The following is an 18,164-nucleotide window of genomic DNA, read 5'->3' as shown; positions in this document are numbered from 1 at the left end:
TTTACGGTCGCGCGCGCTGTTGTTGCGGCAGGCGCGCGGCCGCGTCCCACTCGCGCTCAAACCATTCGTCACCGCTGAGATATGCCCGCAGCATCGGCAGTGCATCAAACCCCCAGAACACCTTACCGTCCACGATAAACGCAGGCACACCGAACAGACCGAGTTCAATGGCGCGATCGGTGTTCGCCTTCAGTTCGTCCTTGACGGATGCACCGGCTGGATCAAGCCGCGGCTGCAACGCGTTGCGCAAGGCTTCGAGACGCTGCGCGTCTGCTGCATCGGCCCCACCTCGCCACACGTGCCTGAAGATCGCCTCACAGTTGTAGCGATTGGGGCCGCAAGCAACAGCCAGGCGAAGCAAGGCCAACGGATTGAACGGATGCGCCTGCGGCATCTGCATCTCGATGCCGTTGCCATGCGCCAGCCACAAGACCTGCCGATACGTCCACTCCCGCTTGCCAGCGATTTCGGCCGGGCCCAATTGCCCATGATGCTTGAGCAGGCCCGCAAAGAGCACGGGCTTGTATTCAACGCTGTAGCTCAGGCCCTCCAGCGCCTGCGGCAGTTTCTCGAACGCGAGGTATGCGTACGGCGAAATGAAGTCAAGGTAGAACGTGATGTGCTTCATGGCGTTGGCAATCTCAGGGCAATGGTTTGCCACACCTGCTTTTTTTCATCAGCGGCCAAGCCACTCCAGGCGGCGATTTCATCCAGTGTGCGAAAGCAACCTTCACACCACTGCGTGACAGGGTCCATGCGACACACCGAGATACACGGCGAAGGCACTTCAACCAGGCCGCCATCAGCGACCAGCCTCGCACGCTCGGCCAGCAACCCAACGACGGACATCAACTGCCCTCGACCTGCTGCACGACATCGGCAACTGGCGCACCGGTCAGGCGCTCAAGGTCATGCGGCCTGAGCCTGAACACGCCGTGCGGATGACCCGCCGCCGCCCAGATCTCTTCAAACCGGAACAGCTCGCGATCGATCAAGGTCACCGGCGGTTGCGCATGGGCGACAGGCGATACCCCGCCGATGGAATAACCGGTCCTGCTCTTCACAAAATCCGCATCTGCGCGCCCCAGCTTGCCGCCATTGCCGACCAGCGCTTCCACCTTCTTCTCGTCCACGCGGCGGTCGCCCGAGGTGATGACGAGCACCGCCATGTCGTCTGACTTGCGACGAAAGATGATGCTCTTGGCAATCTGGCCCAGTTCGATGCCCAGCGCATCTGCCGCCTGCTGCGCCGTGCGCGCCGCATCGTCCAGCATCACCGGAGGATGCGGATGGCCCTTGTCCGACAGCGCGCGCGCCACGCGCTGCACGCCCTCGGGTAGCGAAGTCAATTCAGCACCGCACACAGTCGATCCCTCCACCCATCACAGCCATCACAGCCATCAGCCGGCCCGCTTGTTCAGGATCGCCGTCGATGCGCGCGAATTCGGCTTGCGCTGCAGGAAGTCGCTGATGTACTTGCCGGCGTCGATCAGCTTGTCCAGGTCGATGCCGGTCTCGATCCCCATGCCATGCAGCATGTAAACCACGTCCTCCGTCGCCACGTTGCCGGTCGCGCCCTTGGCGTACGGACAGCCGCCCAGGCCGGCTGACGAGGTGTCGTACTGCCACACGCCCATCTCCAGCGATGCGAGCGTATTGCCAATCGCCTGGCCATACGTGTCGTGATAGTGACCCGACACCTTGTCGAGCTCGTAATACTTGAGGGCGGCTTCAATCGCACGCTGCACCTTCACCGGCGTTCCGGTGCCGATCGTGTCGCAGACCACCACATGCTCGACGCCGATCTGCCTGAACAACCGCGCGACGAGTTCAACCCGCTCCGGTGCAATCTCGCCTTCGTAAGGACAGCCAACCGCACAAGAGATGGCGCCGCGCGTGTAGATGCCCTTTGCCTTTGCAGCCTCGATGACAGGCGCGAAGCGCTCGATGCTTTCCTCGATGGAGCAATTGATGTTGCGCTGGCTGAATGCCTGGCTGGCCGCGCCGAACACCGAAATCTCGTCGGGCCTGGTCAGCACTGCCGCTTCGAAACCCTTCATGTTGGGCGTGAGGACCGAGTAGCGAACGTCGGGCCGGCGCTCGATGCCCGCCATCACCTGCGCGTTGTCGGCCATCTGCGGCACCCACTTGGGCGACACGAAGCTGGTGACCTCGATGTCCTTGAGGCCCGCATCCTGCAGGCGATGCACAAGACCGATCTTGATTTCGGCAGGCACGGGTTGCTTTTCATTCTGCAGGCCGTCGCGCGGACCCACATCGACGAGCTTGACTCTGGACGGCAGTTTCATCATGGCGTCAGTATCCTCTTTGTAAATCAACCACGCCCGCGACAGGCTCTCCACGCTCGAGCGCCTGAATCTTGCCGGCGATCTGGGCAATGCTTTCATCGCGCAGCGTTCGGGCCGAGGTGTGCGGCGTGACCGTTATTTTCGGGTGGTGCCAGAAGGGGTGTTCCGCGGGCAAGGGCTCGGTGCGGAACACATCGAGCGCAGCGCCGGCGACGTGCCCGCTATCGAGGGCAGCGATCAGGTCCTCATCCACGACATGCGCACCACGCGCCACGTTGATGACGTAAGCACCGGGCATCAGCTTTGACAGGGTGCGCGCGTTGATGATGTCTCGCGTCTCGCTGGTCAGGGGCAGCAGGCACACCAGGATGCGCGTGGCCTGCAGGAAGTTGTCGAACTGATCTTCGCCCGCGAAGCACTGCACACCAGGCAACTCCCTGGGCGTGCGGCTCCAGCCCATGACGGGATAGTCGAATTGCTTCACCGCATTGGCGACAAGACTGCCGAGTACACCCAGCCCCATGACGCCGACCGGAAATTCCTCGCGCCGGCGCGGCTTGCGAAACGCCCACTCCGAGCGTCTGGCTGCGATCTCGATCACGTCGAGCTCGCGCACATGACGCGTGATGGCGTGGCAGACAAACTCGGCCATCTGCACGGCCATGCCGCCATCGTCGATCCGCACCAGCACAGCTTGCGGTGGCAGGCGAAGCTTGAGCAGTGCATCGACGCCCGCGCCGATATTGAAGATGCCCTTGATCTGCGGCTGCTCGTCCAGGAACTGCTGTGGCGGTGCCCACACCACCGCGTGATCGGCCTGCGGTGCGCCGGGTTGCCACTCGTGGATGTCGGCGCCCGGAAGTGCGGCGCTCAACCCCGCAATCCACGGAGCCGCCTTGGTGTTGGTGCAGCAAAAAGCGATACGCATGTTGTGGCTCACGGTGCTCCCAATGCTCGCGGACATCAGGAAATCCTGAGCAACTCTGCGCCTTCACTCACCTGGTCACCGGGTGAATACAAAAGCTCTGCGACGGTTCCGTCAGCCGGCGCTGCAATCGTGTGTTCCATCTTCATGGCTTCCATCACGGCCAGCGCCTGGCCCTTGCTGACCTTGTCGCCAGCCTTGACCGAGAACGACACGACCTTGCCCGGCATCGGCGCCGTGAGGCGCCCTGTCTCCGCATGGGCAACGCCTGCGTGCTCCAGCAGGTCGATCGCAAGAATCTGCGTAGCCGCCGACGGCGTGAACACATGGTTCATCTCGCCGCTGGCGTAGACCGACGCACGTGTTCGCTGGCCTGCAAACTGCACATCGATCTCTGCGTCGTCGCTCGTGAACACCAGCGCACCTGAAACATCGCCAGCCTTGAGCATGAGCGCGCCATCGTGCAGGTACGACAGTTGCGCCTTCACGGTCTCGCCATGAAACTCGAACTCGAACGGACGCAGGTTGATGCCATGCGAGCGCCAGCCGTCACGACGGCTGAAGGGGTCTGCGCCTGCCAGCGTCTTTTCCTGGAGCAGCGTACGCGCCACGGCGCATGCCACCGCCAGCGGCATTCCCAGCCGCTCCTGCTTGAAAAGCACCGCTTCCTCGCGTGGAATCAGCGCCGTGTCCAGGTCCGCCTGCGCAAACGACTTGCTGCCCACCACATGACGCAGGAACTGCACATTGGTCTGTATGCCCACGATGTGCGTCTGCGCCAGCGCCTCGTCCAGCCGCGCCAGTGCCTGCTCGCGCGTGGCACCATGCACGATGAGCTTGGCGATCATCGAGTCGTAGTACGGTGAAATCGCATCGCCTTCGCCGAAGCCTGTATCGATGCGTACCGGTGCGGGTTCATGAAAGCGTTCGGCATCGGCATTGCGACGGAACACCACATGCAAAGGCCAGCGCGCGACATCGAGGCGGCCGGTCGCCGGAAGAAAATTGTTGTCAGGACTCTCGGCGCAGATGCGTGCCTCGATCGCATGGCCGCTGATCTGCAGCTCTTCCTGCTTCATCGGCAGCGGCTCGCCTGACGCCACCCGCAATTGCCACTCGACGAGGTCCAGACCGGTGATGGCTTCCGTGACCGGATGCTCCACCTGCAGCCGGGTGTTCATCTCCATGAAGAAGAAATTCATCTCGCCACCGGCGCGCTGCTCGACGATGAACTCCACCGTGCCGGCGCCGACATAGTTGACGGCGCGCGCTGCGGCAACGGCCGCCTCGCCCATCTCCTTGCGCATCGCTTCGGTCATGCCGGGCGCCGGTGCTTCTTCCAGCACTTTCTGGTGACGCCGTTGCACCGAGCAATCGCGCTCGAACAGGTAAACGCAATTGCCCTGCGTATCGCCGAACACCTGGATCTCGATATGACGGGGGCGCTGGACGTACTTCTCCACCAGCACCGCATCGTCGCCGAAACTGTTGATGGCTTCGCGCTTGCACGACGCGAGCGCGGCCTGGAACTGTGCTGCGCTTTCGACGGCGCGCATGCCCTTTCCACCCCCGCCCGCGCTGGCCTTGATCAGCACCGGATAACCGATGCGATCAGCTTCCTGCTGCAGCATCTGCGGGTCCTGTCCTGCGCCGTGATAGCCCGGCACCAGCGGAACACCCGCCTTCTCCATGAGCTGCTTGGACTCGGCCTTCAGGCCCATCGCCTGGATCGCCGATGCGGGAGGGCCGATGAAGACCAGGCCGGCCTCTGCGCATGCCTTGGCAAACTCTTCGTTCTCGGACAGAAAGCCATAGCCCGGATGCACTGCCTGCGCGCCGGTTGCTTTTGCGGCTTCGATGATCCGCTCCCAGCGCAGGTAACTATCCTTGGGTGCGCTGCCGCCCAGATACACAGCCTCGTCGCAGGCCTTGACATGGCGCGCATCGGCATCGGCGTCGGAGTACACGGCCACCGTGCGAATGGCCAGGCGCTTCGCCGTTGCCGCAACGCGGCAGGCAATCTCGCCGCGGTTGGCGATCAGTATCTTTTTGAACATCTAGTTTCCTTGTGGAGCTGTGCTCCTGCGACCGCCAAAAAATTCGCGCAACCTCAAGATGACGACGCGCAGGAACTTCACCAACACGACGATCAACACCACCGCGAGCACCAGCGTCAGTACAAGCGCCACGGCAAAGATCACGGGATGCGTTGCGGAAAGCCAGAGCATGAAGACGACGAATGCATCCTCAGCGAACGACACGGCGATATTGGAGAACGGCTCGGGCGATGTGTTCACCGCAGCGCGTGTCGTGAGCTTGGCGGCATGGCTCGTCGCGGCAAGGCTGCCGCCGAGAATCGCCGCAATCCATCCCATCGCCTGGCCGTCGGCGCCCAGCGCTCCTGCCGCGAGCGCAGCGCCCGCAGGAATGCGAATGACGGTGTGCACGATGTCCCACATCGAATCGACCAGCGCAATCTTGTCGGCGAAGAATTCGATGAAGCACATGAAGCCGCTGGCCGCCAGCACACCGGGGTGCTGCAGCACCTGCAGACCGACAGGCAGGCCGACCCATCCCATATACCCGGCCGCGCCGACCAGAAACACCGCCGCGTACAACCGGATGCCACTGGCCCAGCCCAGCGCCGCAGCAAGCGCGAGCAGCTGGGGTGCATCCATGAGATGGCGAAGTGCGTCCACGTGCGTCAATCAAAGGGGTCAGGAAAGCAGCCAGCCCGGCTTGCGCTTTTGCAGGAACGACTGCACGCCTTCGCGGCCCTCGTCGCTGACGCGAATGTCGGCAATCGCCATGGCCGTGCGCTCGATCAGGCCGGCCGAAATATCGTGCCCCGCCACATCGTGGACCAACTGCTTGCACGCCTTCATGGCGCCAGGGCCGTTCTGCACCAGCATGCGGGCGATCTCATCGACCTTCGCGTCGAGCTTGTCGGCGGAAACGACTTCGTGCACGAAACCGATGCGATGGGCTTCGGCGGCGCTGAACCGTTCCGCCGTCAGGAAGTAGCGATGCGCCGCGCGCGCGCCCATCGCGCGAATGACATACGGGCTGATCGTGGCCGGAATCAAGCCGAGCCGCACTTCACTCAGGCAGAACTGCGCAACGTCGGACGCAACGGCGATGTCGCAAGCGGCCGCCAGGCCAGTGCCTCCGGCATAGACATCGCCCTGTATGCGCGCAATGGTCGGCTTGGGGCAGGTGTAGACCACGCGCAACATGCGCGCGAGTGCCTGCGCGTCGGCGATGTTTTCATCGCGCGTGTAGTCGGCCATGCGCTTCATCCAGTTCAGGTCTGCGCCTGCGCAAAATGCCGCGCCGCTGCCCGCCAGCACGATGCAGCGAACCTCGTCGCGCTCTGCCAGCGCCATGAACACAGCCGTGAGTTCGGCGATCACCTCTTCATTGAAGGCATTGCGAACTTCCGGGCGATTGACGGTGACGGTTGCGATGGAACGCGTGACGTCCAGGAGCAGATGTTTCATGGTGATTGCCTGATGAATGCCGGTTGATTGCTTCAGTAACGCTTGGCCACTTCTTCGAGCATGACCTCTGTCGCTCCACCGCCGATGGCCAGCACGCGCGCATCGCGCCACAGCCTTTCGATCGCGGTCTCGCGGATGTAGCCCATGCCGCCGTGGAACTGCTGGCAGGTCTGCACGACTTCATTGACGAGCTCACCCGTCAGCGCCTTGAGCATTGACACTTCCTGCACGATGTCGTGGCCCTGCGTGACGCTCCATGCGCAGTGGTACATGAACTGGCGTGCCGCGCGCGTCTTCGCGTCGAGCATGGACAGCCGCTGGCGTATCACCTGCTGGTCCCAGAGCTTCGCACCGAAAGCTTCACGCTGGCGCACATAGTCGATCGTGAGCTGCAACGCGCGCTGGCAGTGACCGACAGCCATCGCACCCAGGGCGATGCGTTCGGTCTGGAAGTTCTTCATCACCGAATAGAACCCCTTGCCCTCTTCGCCCAGGAGATTGCCCTGCGGGATGCGGACGTTGTCGAACACGAGCTCGGCCGTATCGGATGACAGCCAGCCGGTCTTCTTCAGCGCGCGGCCTACCGTGAACCCCGGAGTTCCCTTTTCGACAATGAACATCGACATGTCGCGTTTGCCCGGACCGGTTTTTGCGGCGACGAAATACAGATCGGCATGGACACCATTGGTGATGAACATCTTGGTGCCGTTCAGCACCCATTCATTGCCGTCGAGTTTGGCGCTGGTGCGAATACCGGCGACGTCCGACCCCGCGCCCGGCTCGGTGATGGCGACTGCCGTGATCAGCTCGCCGGCGATCACGCGCCTGAGGTACTTTTCTTTCTGCGCTGCCGATCCCGCGTGGTGCAGGTGCGGGCTGGCCATGTCGGTATGAACCAGCACGGTGATGATGAAGCCCGCGTAGGTCGATTGCGACAGCGCCTCGGCGAACACCAGGTTGGTCATCGCGTCGGAGTCAGCGCCGCCGTACGCCTCTTCGTACATCAGCCCGAACAGCCCCGCCTGGCCCATGCGCCGGAGCACATCGCGCGGAACCATCCCCGCTTCTTCCCATTTGTCGGCGTGCGGCTCGACCTCACGGGCGATGAACTTCGCGATCTGGTCGCGCAGCAGTTCGTGGTCGGGGTTGTCGTAGATGGTGGTCATGGGGTCACCGTTTGAGCGATAGGCTCGTCGTCACCGCTCCAACAAAGCTTGCCTCCCCATTTGAGAATCTCGCGACCTTGCGCCTGACGAACCAACAGCGCCAGTCCGGCCTCGACAGCCGCCTTCCTTGTTTTGAACTGTCCGTCACGCATGGCGCGCTCCATCAATTCGTCATCGATCTCAATACTTGTTCTCATAGGTCTCTTTGCGAGTTCTTTCGGGCAGGTGCCCTATCACATCCGGAACACACCAAACTTCGGCTCACCGATAGGCGCATGCAGCGACGCGGCCAGACCGAGCGCGAGCACTCGCCGGGTGTCTGCCGGGTCGATCACGCCGTCGTCCCAAAGCCGCGCGCTGGAGTAGTACGGATGCGACTGATGCGCGAACTGGTCGAGCAGGGGTTGCTTGAAGTTCGCTTCTTCTTCTGCGCTCCAGCTGCCGCCCTTGCCTTCGATGCCGTCGCGCTTGACGGTTGCAAGCACGCTGGCGGCCTGCTCGCCGCCCATGACCGAGATGCGCGCGTTGGGCCACATCCACAAAAAGCGCGGCGAGTAGGCGCGGCCGCACATGCCGTAGTTGCCGGCGCCAAAACTGCCCCCGATGATGATGGTGAACTTGGGCACCGTCGCCGTGGCAACGGCCGTCACCATCTTCGCGCCGTGCCGTGCAATGCCTTCTGCCTCGTACTTGCGCCCGACCATGAAGCCGGTGATGTTCTGCAGGAACACCAGCGGCACCTTGCGCTGGCAGCACAGCTCGATGAAGTGCGCGCCCTTTTGCGCCGACTCGGAAAACAGGATGCCGTTGTTGGCGATGATGCCGACCGGCATGCCTTCGATGTGCGCGAAGCCGCAGATCAGCGTCGCGCCAAAGCGCTGCTTGAACTCATGGAACTCCGAGCCATCGACCACGCGCGCGATGATCTCGCGCACGTCATAGGGCTTGCGCGTGTCCATGGGGACGACGCCGTAGATTTCCTGGGGGTCGTACTTCGGTGGGTGCGGCGGCCGCAGTTCAACCGGCATGTCGGTGCGGCGATGAAGCGTGGCAACCGCCTGCCGCGCGAGTGCCAGCGCGTGCATGTCGTTTTGCGCAAGGTGGTCGGCAACGCCCGACAAGCGCGTGTGCACATCGCCACCGCCGAGGTCTTCCGCCGAGACGATCTCCCCGATGGCCGCTTTCACCAGCGGCGGTCCACCCAGAAAAATCGTGCCCTGGTTCTTGACGATGATGGTCTCGTCGCTCATCGCCGGGACGTATGCGCCGCCTGCAGTGCACGACCCCATGACCACTGCGATCTGCGCCAGCCCTTGCGCCGAGAGATTGGCCTGGTTGTAGAAGATGCGCCCGAAGTGATCGCGGTCGGGAAACACGTCGTCCTGGTTGGGCAGGTTCGCGCCGCCGGAGTCCACCAGGTAGATGCATGGCAGGCGGTTCTGCTGGGCCACCTCCTGCGCGCGCAGGTGCTTTTTCACCGTCATGGGGTAATAGGTGCCGCCCTTCACCGTCGCGTCATTGCACACGATGATGCAATCGACGCCGCTGACGCGGCCGATGCCGGTGATGACGCCGGCGCATGGCGCATCGTCGTTGTACATGCCGTGCGCGGCGAGCGGTGACAGCTCCAGGAATGGCGTGCCGGGGTCCAGCAGCATCTGCACGCGGTCTCGCGGCAACAACTTGCCCCGTGAAACGTGCCGGGCGCGAGACGCTTCGCCACCACCGGCCGCCGCTTTCGCGACCTGTGTGTTCAGGTCTTCAACAAGCGCGCGCATGGCAGCCGCATTGGCCTGGAAGTCGGCGGACCGGGCGTTCAGTTGTGTCTCCAGCGCGGGCATGGGCGTCCTTTTTGTCTTGTCTGCGCATCCTAGCCGCTTGCCGACGCATGAGTGGACAAGCGGGTCGCAAATCGTGCCAACAAAGTCCAAGCCGGTTTGGATCTGCCCGACAATGCGCAAATGAACAAGCCGCGCCAGCCCGCCGCAGCGACACCCATGGCACTTGCCCGATGTATCGTGGCGGCCTACCAGCGGGCGGGCCGCCATCCGCAGGACGCCCTCAAGCTGGCACATATTGCGCCAGCGCAGCTCAAACTCCCGGATGCCCGGATCACCTCACACCAGATGGAAGTGCTGTCCGGCGCGGCCATGAAGGAACTCGACGACGAGGGCCTGGGTGCGTTCAGGCGCCCGCTGCCGTGGGGCAGCTACGGGATGCTGGCGAGGGCATCGCTCACGTCGCCGGACCTGGGCGTGGCGCTCAAGCGCTGGTGCCGCCATCACAGCCTGATCGCCGACGACATTCGCCTCAACCTGGTAGAGGCCAGCGCGGGTGCGGCCATCGTGATTGAAGAGCTCAAGCCGCCAGCGCCGGCACCCCAGCGCGAATTCAGCATCGTACATGTGCTGCGCAACATCCACGGCCTCGCGTGCTGGTATGTGGACTCGCGCATTCCATTGCAGGAGGCGAGTTTTCCGTTTGCGGCGCCACCGCATGTTGACGCCTACCGCCATATGTTTCCCGGCGGGCCGGTGAATTTCAATGCGGCCCACGCAGAGATCCGCTTCGATGCCCAGTACCTGGCGCTCCCGCTGCGCCGCGATGAGAAAGCATTGCGCCTGATGCTGCAACGCGCATTGCCGCTGACAGTGCTGCAGTACCGGCGCGACCGGCTGCTGGTCGAGCAGGTGCGCCAGGCCATGCTCTCGGACCCGACGACAGCCCACAACGCGCACGGCATTGCAGCCCACCTGAACATTTCGATCCGCACCTTGCATCGTCAGCTTGCCGAGCAGGGATCATCTCTCCAGGCGCTCAAGGATGAAGTGCGCTGCGACCGCGCCCGGGACCTGCTTCACCGCAGCGCCAGGCCGATCAAGCAGGTCGCGGCGGCGGTGGGTTTTTCCAGCGAGAAAAGCTTCATCCGCGCATTCCGCGACTGGACCGGGCAGACGCCTTCCGGGTATCGAAGCGACTATGCTCGCCCATGAACGAATCAAGGACACGACATGGATGAGCAGGGCTTGCGCCGATTGATCGACAAGGTGCGGGGGGGCGACATTTCCCGCCGCGACTTCGTGGTGCGCATGTCCGCGCTCGGTATTGCAGCGCCTTTGGCCGCGCAGATGCTCACGCATTCCGGCGCTGCGCATGCGCAACCGAAGGCAGCCGCCTGGACCCCGACGAAGCGCGGCGGCGGCGGGCCGCTCAAGCTGCTGTTCTGGCAAGGCCCGACACTGCTCAATCCGCATTTCGCAACCGGCACCAAGGACATCGAAGCGTGCCAGGTCTTCTATGAGTCCCTCGTCAATTTCGATCCCGAAGGCTTCATGGTTGCGGTGCTCGCGGCCGAGGTGCCGAGCGTTGCGAACGGCGGCGTTTCCAAAGACGGCCGCACCGTTACCTGGAAGCTCAAGCGCGGCGTGACATGGCACGACGGCCAGCCGTTCACCGCCGACGACGTGGTCTTCAACTGGGAGTACGGACGCGATCCCGCCACAGCGGCGGTGACCAGCGGTTCGATGACGGGCCTGTCGATGACCAAGGTCGATTCGCACACCGTGCGCGTGACCTTTGCGCAGCCGACGCCGTTCTGGGCCGTGCACGGCACACATGGACTGATTCCGAAACACCTGTTTGCGGCCTATGGCGGCACGAAGTCACGCGACGCACCCGCCAACCTGAAGCCCGTGGGCACCGGGCCCTACCGCTTCACCGAATTCAAGCCGGGCGACCTGGTGCGCGGCGAGCTGAATCCCAGCTACCACATGCCCAACCGTCCGTACTTCGACACCATCGAGTTGAAGGGCGGCGGCGATGCGTCGTCGGCCGCGCGTGCAGTGCTGCAAACGGGTGAGTACGACTTCGCATGGAACCTGCAGGTCGAAGATGAAGTGCTCAAGCGCATGGAAGACGGCGGCAAGGGCCGCGCGCACATCATGCAGACCGGCGATATCGAATTCCTGCAGATCAACCTGAGCGATCCGTGGCAGGAACTCGATGGCGAGCGCGCCAACCCGAAGAGCCGTCACTTCGCCTTTGCTGATGTGAACGTGCGACGCGCCGTCGCCTTGCTCGTCGATCGCAAGGGCATGCAGGACTTCATCTACGGGCGCACCGGCGTCGCCACCGGCAACTTCGTCAATGCGCCCGCGCGGTTCCGCTCACCGAACACGAAGTACGAATTCAACATCGACAAGGCCGGCGCGCTGCTCGATGCCGCGGGCTGGAAGAAAGGCGCGAACGGCCAGCGCGCGAAGGACGGGCGTGCGTTGAAGCTGGTGTTCCAGACATCCGTCAACGGCATCCGCCAAAAGGAGCAGGCCGTCATCAAGCAGGCGATGCAGAAAGCGGGCATTGACCTCGAACTCAAGGCCATCACGCCGGCGGTCTTCTTTTCGACCGACGTGGGCAACCCCGACACCAATGGCAAATTCTGGGCTGACCTGCAGATGTACACCGTGTCGATGGGCGCGCCCGATCCGCTCCGCCTGCTGGACCGCTTCGCGAGCTGGGAGATCGCGTCGAAAGCCAACAAGTGGCAGGGGCGAAATGCTTCGCGATTCAACAGCCCCGAGTTCGACAAGCTCTATCGATCAGCCGAGGTCGAGATGGACCCTGTCAAGCGCGCCGCCACCCTGATCGCGATGAACGACCTGGTCGCGCGCGAAGTGCCGGTGGTGCCGATGATCAGCAGGACGCGCGTGTCGGGTGTGGCCAACAAGCTGGTGACCTTCACCAGCCCGTGGGACAACGATCTGTCGTCGCTTCATAGCTGGCACCGTCAGGCTTAGGAAGGCTGTCATTGCGGACTTGATCCGCAATCCATGACTTCAACGGCCGTCGCCGCTGCGCGGGATGCCGGATCGGGTCCGGCATGACAGCATGCGTTCACCACGTGTTGCGCAACTCGCGCAACTTCGTGAACACGGTCTTCGCATCCGGCTGCTCGGGCAACTCGGGGAAATCCTCGCGCAGCTTCGCGATCACAGTCGGGTTGTCAAGCCTCATGAAGGTGTTGATGCGTCGTTCGTCGTCCAGCGTCGTCACCAACGAATTTGCAGGGTCCTGACCCTCCACTTGCGCCAGCATCGCAGCAGCCGCTTCATTACCCGGCTCGCGCGCCAGCGTGAAGCGCAGGTTGTTTTCCAGGTAGTCATGGCCCGGGAAGATGCGCGTGTTCGCGGGCAGGTTGCACAGCTGGTTGACGAAGGTCGCAAAGAGGTCGTTCACGTTGCCACCGTTGTGAACGTTGCCGGCCCCCGCGTTGAACAGCGTGTCGCCCGAAAAGAGCGCAGGCTCATCGGTGTGCGAACGCAGGCAGATGTGGCACATCGTGTGACCCGGCGTGTCCAGGCACTCGAGTTCCACATGCTTGCCGACCTTGATCACGTCGCCGGCCTGCACACCCCGATCGACGCCGGGAATCGTCTTTGCAGCGCGATGATGCGCAATGACTTTGGCGCCGGTTGCTGCCACCACCGCCGCATTGCCGCCAATGTGGTCGTGATGCTCATGCGTGTTGAGGATCTGCGTGATCTGCCAGCCTTTGATGCGCGCGGTCGCCAGCGTCTTTTCGTGATCGAGCGGATCGATGGCCAGCGCCTCGCCGGTGTCGGGGCATGCGACCAGGTAGTTGAAATTGCGCAGCGAGTTGGCCGTCCAGATGCGTTCGACGATCATTGTGCGGACCCTTTCGCGGCAGCCTTGTTCGGGTTGATCAGGTACTTGGTGCCGGTGGCACGCCGGCCGTAGACCGCGATCTCGCCTAGCTGCAAGGCCTCTTCGAGCGAAATCTCCTTGGTGTAGTGGCTGGCAAAAGTCGTCTTCAATTCGTCCACGACACGCTGGCGCAGTGCCTGCCTCTCCTGCGCGCTGATCTTCATCAGGAACGGGAACAGCAGCCATCCGCCCATGCCCCAGGTCATCCCGAAATTGCGGTTGAACTCCGTCGGCCCGGTGTCCAGGCTGCCGTACAGATACACCTGCTTGTGCGTGTTCGAGCCGTAGCGGCTGTATTCCTTGCTGGTGCGATTGATGGCCGCTTCCATCGCAGTGAGGATCAGGCCCGCAAGCTTGCCGCCGCCGGTTGCATCGAAGGCCAGCGTCGCACCCGTCGCAGCGATGGCTGCGGTGAGGTCTTCCAGGAAGGTCGGCGATGTCGTCACGCAGACATACTGCGCGCCTTGCGATTGCAGCAACGCCCGCTGCTCCTCGCTGCGCACGATGTTCACCAGCGGTATGCCGTCTTTCGCGCAGACCTTCGCGAGCATCTGGCCCAGGTTGGACGCTGCTGCGGTATGCACGAGCGCCTTGTGCCCTTCGCGCCGCATCGTCTCGACCATGCCAAGCGACGTGAGCGGATTGACGAAGCACGATGCGCCCTCTGCCGGCGTCGTGCCTGCGGGCAATTCCAGGCACTGGTCCGCTTTCACTGTGCGGTACTGCGAGTACATCGCACCACCGAGCAGGCCGACGGTCTTGCCCATCAGCGCACGGGCCGCGGGTGCATCGCCAGTCGCGATCACGACTCCCGCGCCTTCGTTGCCCACGGGCATGGCCTCGCCCACGCGCGCCGCCATGGCCTTGCGCGCGCGCTCGGGAACGTCGGCAGTCACCACGGGCCTTGCTGCAGAACCACTGGCCCGTGCGGTAGACATGTCGGCAGCGCCGAAGAGCAATCCGATGTCCGACGGGTTGATGGGCGTTGCCTCGACGCGCACGACGACTTCATCGGCGGCAGGAGGCGGCGTCGGCACGTCGGCCAGCGAGAGCTGCAAGAGGCCGTCGGCTGTGATCAGGGATTGAAGCTGCAGGCCGCTGGGGAGTGTGCTTGTATTCATGGCGTCTTTCGGAAAATCGAAAATGACTCTAGCACCAAGGCGGGCGATCGGTGGCCCCCAGGCGACATGGCCCGTGACAAGGCGGGCGCTTTTGCCTATCCTGCGGCATCACCGACGTGGGGAGCTCCATCATGAAGATCAAACCCGGCATGGTCGCCGCGATCACAGGCGCGGGATCAGGTATCGGGCTTGCACTGGCACTGGAGCTCGCGCGCCGCGGCTGCGTCGTGGCGCTCTCTGACATCGACCGCGATCGCCTCGAACAGGCTGCCGTGCAGGTACGGGCCCTGGGCGCGAGCGCAACGACCACGCAACTCGATGTGGCCGATCGCGACGCGGTGTTTGCATGGGCCGCCGACACCGTCAATGCGCTTGGCGGCGTCCACATGATCTTCAACAACGCGGGTGTCGCTCTCACGGCCATGGCCGAGACCACGCAGCCGGTCGATTTCGAATGGCTGATGGGCATCAATTTCTGGGGCGTCGTCCACGGCACGCAGGCATTCCTGCCGCGCCTGCGCGCCACCGGCGAAGGTCACATCGTCAATATCTCCAGCGTGTTCGGCTTGATGGCGATGCCCACGCAAGGGGCCTACAACGCGAGCAAGTTCGCAGTGCGCGGGTTCACCGAGGCCTTGCGAATGGAGCTGGAACTCGAAGGACAGATGCTGGGCGCGACCTGCATTCACCCCGGCGGCGTGGCGACGAACATTGCGCTTTCCGGCCGTGTGGATGAGGGCTTCGTGCGCAGCTCGGGCATTCGGGCGCAGGCTCACCGCGACCTGGGCCACAGCATGATCCAGGTCACGACACCGGAGTCTGCTGCGCGGCAGATCATTGCGGGCGTGGAGCGCAATGCGGCCCGGGTCGTCGTCGGCGCCGATGCCCGCTTCATGGACTGGTGTGTTCGCATCTTCGGGTCGCGCTATCGCTGGCTGGTGTTGAAGAAGGTTCGAACGCTTCCCGCTTTTGCCGAACGCGAACGTCGCAAGGTGAAGACTTCATGAGGCCCGATGCGGGCGGCGCTGCACAGGGCGCGTTCTTCGATGTGATCGTGATCGGCGCCGGCCTGTCCGGCATCGCCGCCGCCCACCACCTTCAAACGCTGTGCCCTTCTCGCAGCTTTGCCATCCTGGAGGGCCGTGATGCCATCGGCGGAACCTGGGACCTGTTTCGCTATCCCGGCATCCGTTCCGATTCGGACATGTCGACATTGGGATACAGCTTCAGGCCCTGGACCAGCGATGCATCGTTCGCGTCTGGTCCCGCCATCCGCGACTACGTACAGGCGGCGGCCAGGCAGGAGGGCATCGAGCAACACATCCGCTTCGGCCATCGGGTGACCGCCGCCAACTGGGACTCCCACGCAGCTCGTTGGACCGTGCAGGTCACCGCCACTGCGGGCGAAGGCAACACGCAGCTTTCGATGACTTGCCGTTTTCTCTTTTTCTGCAGCGGGTATTACGACTACGACAAGGGCCATGCGCCCGAATGGCCCGGACGCGACACTTTCAGGGGCGAAATAGTCCATCCACAGCATTGGCCGGCCGCGCTCGACTGGCGTGGCAAGGCAGTCGTGGTCATCGGCAGCGGCGCGACGGCGATCACGCTGGTGCCCGAGCTGGCGCGTGACGCAGCACACGTCACCATGGTGCAACGCTCGCCCACCTACATCATTGCCCTGCCTGCGCTCGACAGCGTTGGCGCAAGATTGCGCATGCTCCTGCCGGCAGGCACGGCGTATCGCCTGGTGCGCTGGAAGAACATCGCGGCGGCCATGCTCTTTTACGGCTACTCCCGCTGGCGACCGGAGCGGGTGAAGGCGCTCATCGCGCGGGGTGCCCGCCACTTCCTGGGCGCTTCGTTCGATGTCGAGCGCCACCTGTCGCCCGCCTACAAGCCCTGGGACCAGCGCCTGTGCGTTGCGCCGGACGCGGATTTCTTCCGTGCGATCAGGTCGGGCAAGGCGTCCATCGTCACGGCGGCGATGCAAGCGTTCACGCCGCGCGGGATACGTACCTCCCAGGGACAAGAGATCGAGGCTGACGTGATCGTGACGGCCACCGGTTTGCAATTGAAGGTCCTGGGCGGCGCGCGGCTCACCCTGGATGGCATGGCGGTCGATCCGTCGAAGAGCGTGATGTACCGCGGCACGATGTACAGCGGCGTGCCCAACCTTGCAGTGGCATCGGGCTACACCAATGCGTCATGGACGCTCAAGTGCGAACTTTCAGCGCGGTATGTCTGCCGCCTGCTCAACCGGATGCAATCGAAGGGACAAGATGTCTGCGTCGCCCGTTACGAGGGGGCGAGTCAAGACACGCAGCCGGCCATCGGCCTCACGTCCGGCTATATCCAGCGCTCGGTCGCGCTGCTGCCCCGCCAGGGCCTGAAAAGCCCGTGGCGCATGTACCAGAACTACCTGCTCGACCTGGCTACGCTCAGGTTCTCACGCCTGAGCGACGGCGCACTCACATTCAGCACCGCGCCCAAGTCGAACGCTCCGGTTTCACATTAGCGCGGCGGCAGGCCGAAGTCGTCGGCCAGATAGTCGCCAATGCGCATGGCGTCCACGACGAAACGCACGCCGGGAATCGCCTTCTTGCGAAGCACCGGATGACTGCCGCCCACCCAGATCTTCACGCCCAGCCCCAGCCGGCCGCGCAGGTCCTGCAGGCCCCGCACGACCTGGGCGGAGCTTGTCGCAGGTGAAAAACTCAGGCCCACAATGGCGGCCTTGTACGCCTTCGCACCGGAGACGATCTGCTCGACCGGCAGCCGGATGCCCAGCGACACGGTGGGGCATCCCTGCAGTGCAAACATGGCCTGCGCCATCAACAGGCCCAGGCCGTGATGCTCTTGCGGAAAGGTCGTCAGCAGCACTGTGGGTGCCTCGGGCCGGATCGGAGTTTCGATGGCGTCGATCGCTGAACGGACCACGTGCTGGACCGTCGCGGAGAACAGGTGTTCTTCGTGGATCTCGATCTCGCCCGCCACCCACGCGCTGCCGATCACCAGGTTCATCGCCGGAAGTTCCTCGCCGGCGAATCGGCTCAGCCCGAGGCGGGCCAGCCGGGTTTCGAGCTCGTGTCGAAGGGCCTCCGCGTCGTGGGCCCGCAAGAGGCTGACCAATTGAGCGGCGCTGCCGGAACGGTCGGGTTCAGGTTCGCGTTCGGCTCCTGCGGCCCAGGACGCATCGAGCAGCGTTGCGCCATCGACCAGCAGCTTGCCCGGCCGGTGCCCCTGATCCATGAGGCGACGCACCATGCGCAGTTTCTGCACCTGATCGTCCGGGTACGTCCGTTCGCCGCGCTCGTCGCGCAGGGGCGCCGGAAATCCGTACCGCCGCTCCCATATGCGCAGCGTCGCACGGGGCAGCGCGGTATCGCGCTCGACCTCGGCAATGGATCTCAAGGCAA

Annotated in this window: 18 protein-coding genes; 4 read left to right on the top strand and 14 right to left on the bottom strand. The window is 63.8% G+C overall.

The genetic code is table 11. The features are described from left to right. Position 1: 1 nt before the first annotated feature. Genes AQ12_RS09275 through AQ12_RS09230 form a run of 11 tightly spaced genes read right to left on the bottom strand, consistent with a single transcriptional unit; the run spans position 2 to position 9,741 of the window. Positions 2-628, bottom strand: coding sequence for a 2-hydroxychromene-2-carboxylate isomerase (locus AQ12_RS09275; RefSeq protein WP_048439583.1), 627 nt, complete (start codon positions 626-628; stop codon positions 2-4). Next, positions 625-849 carry a DUF1289 domain-containing protein gene (locus AQ12_RS22445; protein ID WP_082151495.1) on the bottom strand — a complete coding sequence of 75 codons (225 nt, stop codon included), beginning with the start codon at positions 847-849 and terminating at the stop codon, positions 625-627. The genes AQ12_RS09275 and AQ12_RS22445 overlap by 4 nt, the downstream gene beginning before the upstream one ends. Next, a complete protein-coding gene (locus AQ12_RS09270) occupies positions 849-1,364 on the bottom strand; it encodes a YbaK/EbsC family protein (protein ID WP_048439582.1) in 516 nt (171 codons plus the stop codon). Before AQ12_RS09270 ends, AQ12_RS22445 begins: the two co-directional genes overlap by 1 nt. A 36-nt stretch (positions 1,365-1,400) precedes the next feature. Next, entirely contained in the window at positions 1,401-2,309 is a 909-nt protein-coding gene (locus tag AQ12_RS09265; RefSeq protein ID WP_048439784.1) for a hydroxymethylglutaryl-CoA lyase, read from the bottom strand. A 7-nt stretch (positions 2,310-2,316) separates the two neighbouring features. Continuing rightward, entirely contained in the window at positions 2,317-3,237 is a 921-nt protein-coding gene (locus AQ12_RS09260; RefSeq protein WP_048439783.1) for a glyoxylate/hydroxypyruvate reductase A, read from the bottom strand. A 35-nt stretch (positions 3,238-3,272) separates the two neighbouring features. Continuing rightward, on the bottom strand, positions 3,273-5,291 hold the full coding sequence (locus AQ12_RS09255) for an acetyl/propionyl/methylcrotonyl-CoA carboxylase subunit alpha (protein WP_048439581.1): 2,019 nt from the start codon (positions 5,289-5,291) through the stop codon (positions 3,273-3,275). Further along, positions 5,292-5,912: a DUF4126 domain-containing protein gene (locus AQ12_RS09250; protein WP_048439580.1), complete on the bottom strand. Its 621-nt coding sequence runs from the start codon at positions 5,910-5,912 to the stop codon at positions 5,292-5,294. Positions 5,913-5,951: 39 nt separating this feature from the next. After that, positions 5,952-6,734: an enoyl-CoA hydratase/isomerase family protein gene (locus AQ12_RS09245; RefSeq protein WP_048439579.1), complete on the bottom strand. Its 783-nt coding sequence runs from the start codon at positions 6,732-6,734 to the stop codon at positions 5,952-5,954. Positions 6,735-6,766: 32 nt separating this feature from the next. After that, a complete protein-coding gene (locus AQ12_RS09240; protein WP_048439578.1) occupies positions 6,767-7,900 on the bottom strand; it encodes an acyl-CoA dehydrogenase family protein in 1,134 nt (377 codons plus the stop codon). Continuing rightward, positions 7,897-8,097, bottom strand: coding sequence for a type II toxin-antitoxin system VapB family antitoxin (locus AQ12_RS09235; protein ID WP_048439577.1), 201 nt, complete (start codon positions 8,095-8,097; stop codon positions 7,897-7,899). Before AQ12_RS09235 ends, AQ12_RS09240 begins: the two co-directional genes overlap by 4 nt. A 36-nt stretch (positions 8,098-8,133) precedes the next feature. After that, positions 8,134-9,741 carry a carboxyl transferase domain-containing protein gene (locus tag AQ12_RS09230; protein ID WP_048439576.1) on the bottom strand — a complete coding sequence of 536 codons (1,608 nt, stop codon included), beginning with the start codon at positions 9,739-9,741 and terminating at the stop codon, positions 8,134-8,136. A 120-nt stretch (positions 9,742-9,861) separates the two neighbouring features. Here AQ12_RS09230 and AQ12_RS09225 point away from each other — a divergent pair, with 120 nt between their 5' ends. Together AQ12_RS09225 and AQ12_RS09220 are read left to right on the top strand one after the other, a co-directional pair. Continuing rightward, on the top strand, positions 9,862-10,893 hold the full coding sequence (locus AQ12_RS09225; protein WP_048439782.1) for an AraC family transcriptional regulator: 1,032 nt from the start codon (positions 9,862-9,864) through the stop codon (positions 10,891-10,893). Positions 10,894-10,911: 18 nt separating this feature from the next. After that, a complete protein-coding gene (locus AQ12_RS09220) occupies positions 10,912-12,696 on the top strand; it encodes a peptide ABC transporter substrate-binding protein (protein WP_048439575.1) in 1,785 nt (594 codons plus the stop codon). A gap of 97 nt (positions 12,697-12,793) precedes the next feature. On the opposite strand, the gene AQ12_RS09215 is transcribed toward AQ12_RS09220, so the two are convergent. Together AQ12_RS09215 and AQ12_RS09210 are read right to left on the bottom strand one after the other, a co-directional pair. Beyond that, complete coding sequence (locus AQ12_RS09215; RefSeq protein WP_048439574.1) at positions 12,794-13,585, bottom strand: hydroxyacylglutathione hydrolase; 792 nt, start codon at positions 13,583-13,585, stop codon at positions 12,794-12,796. Then, on the bottom strand, positions 13,582-14,745 hold the full coding sequence (locus AQ12_RS09210; RefSeq protein WP_048439573.1) for a zinc-binding dehydrogenase: 1,164 nt from the start codon (positions 14,743-14,745) through the stop codon (positions 13,582-13,584). The genes AQ12_RS09215 and AQ12_RS09210 overlap by 4 nt, the downstream gene beginning before the upstream one ends. A 131-nt stretch (positions 14,746-14,876) precedes the next feature. Here AQ12_RS09210 and AQ12_RS09205 point away from each other — a divergent pair, with 131 nt between their 5' ends. Both AQ12_RS09205 and AQ12_RS09200 read left to right on the top strand, forming a co-directional pair. Beyond that, positions 14,877-15,752 (top strand): SDR family oxidoreductase, encoded by an 876-nt coding sequence (locus tag AQ12_RS09205; protein WP_048439572.1) that lies wholly within the window; start codon positions 14,877-14,879, stop codon positions 15,750-15,752. Then, positions 15,749-17,263, top strand: coding sequence for an NAD(P)/FAD-dependent oxidoreductase (locus AQ12_RS09200; RefSeq protein ID WP_048439571.1), 1,515 nt, complete (start codon positions 15,749-15,751; stop codon positions 17,261-17,263). The genes AQ12_RS09205 and AQ12_RS09200 overlap by 4 nt, the downstream gene beginning before the upstream one ends. On the opposite strand, the gene AQ12_RS09195 is transcribed toward AQ12_RS09200, so the two are convergent. Further along, the gene (locus AQ12_RS09195; protein ID WP_053076636.1) at positions 17,260-18,159 is read right to left on the bottom strand and encodes a MerR family transcriptional regulator; all 900 of its coding nucleotides are present in this window, start codon (positions 18,157-18,159) and stop codon (positions 17,260-17,262) included. The genes AQ12_RS09200 and AQ12_RS09195 overlap by 4 nt on opposite strands. Positions 18,160-18,164 lie beyond the last annotated feature (5 nt).

The organism is Caenimonas sp. SL110 (genome assembly GCF_001044395.1).
Lineage (GTDB): Bacteria > Pseudomonadota > Gammaproteobacteria > Burkholderiales > Burkholderiaceae_C > Ramlibacter.
This window is presented reverse-complemented; position numbering and strand designations above follow the sequence as displayed.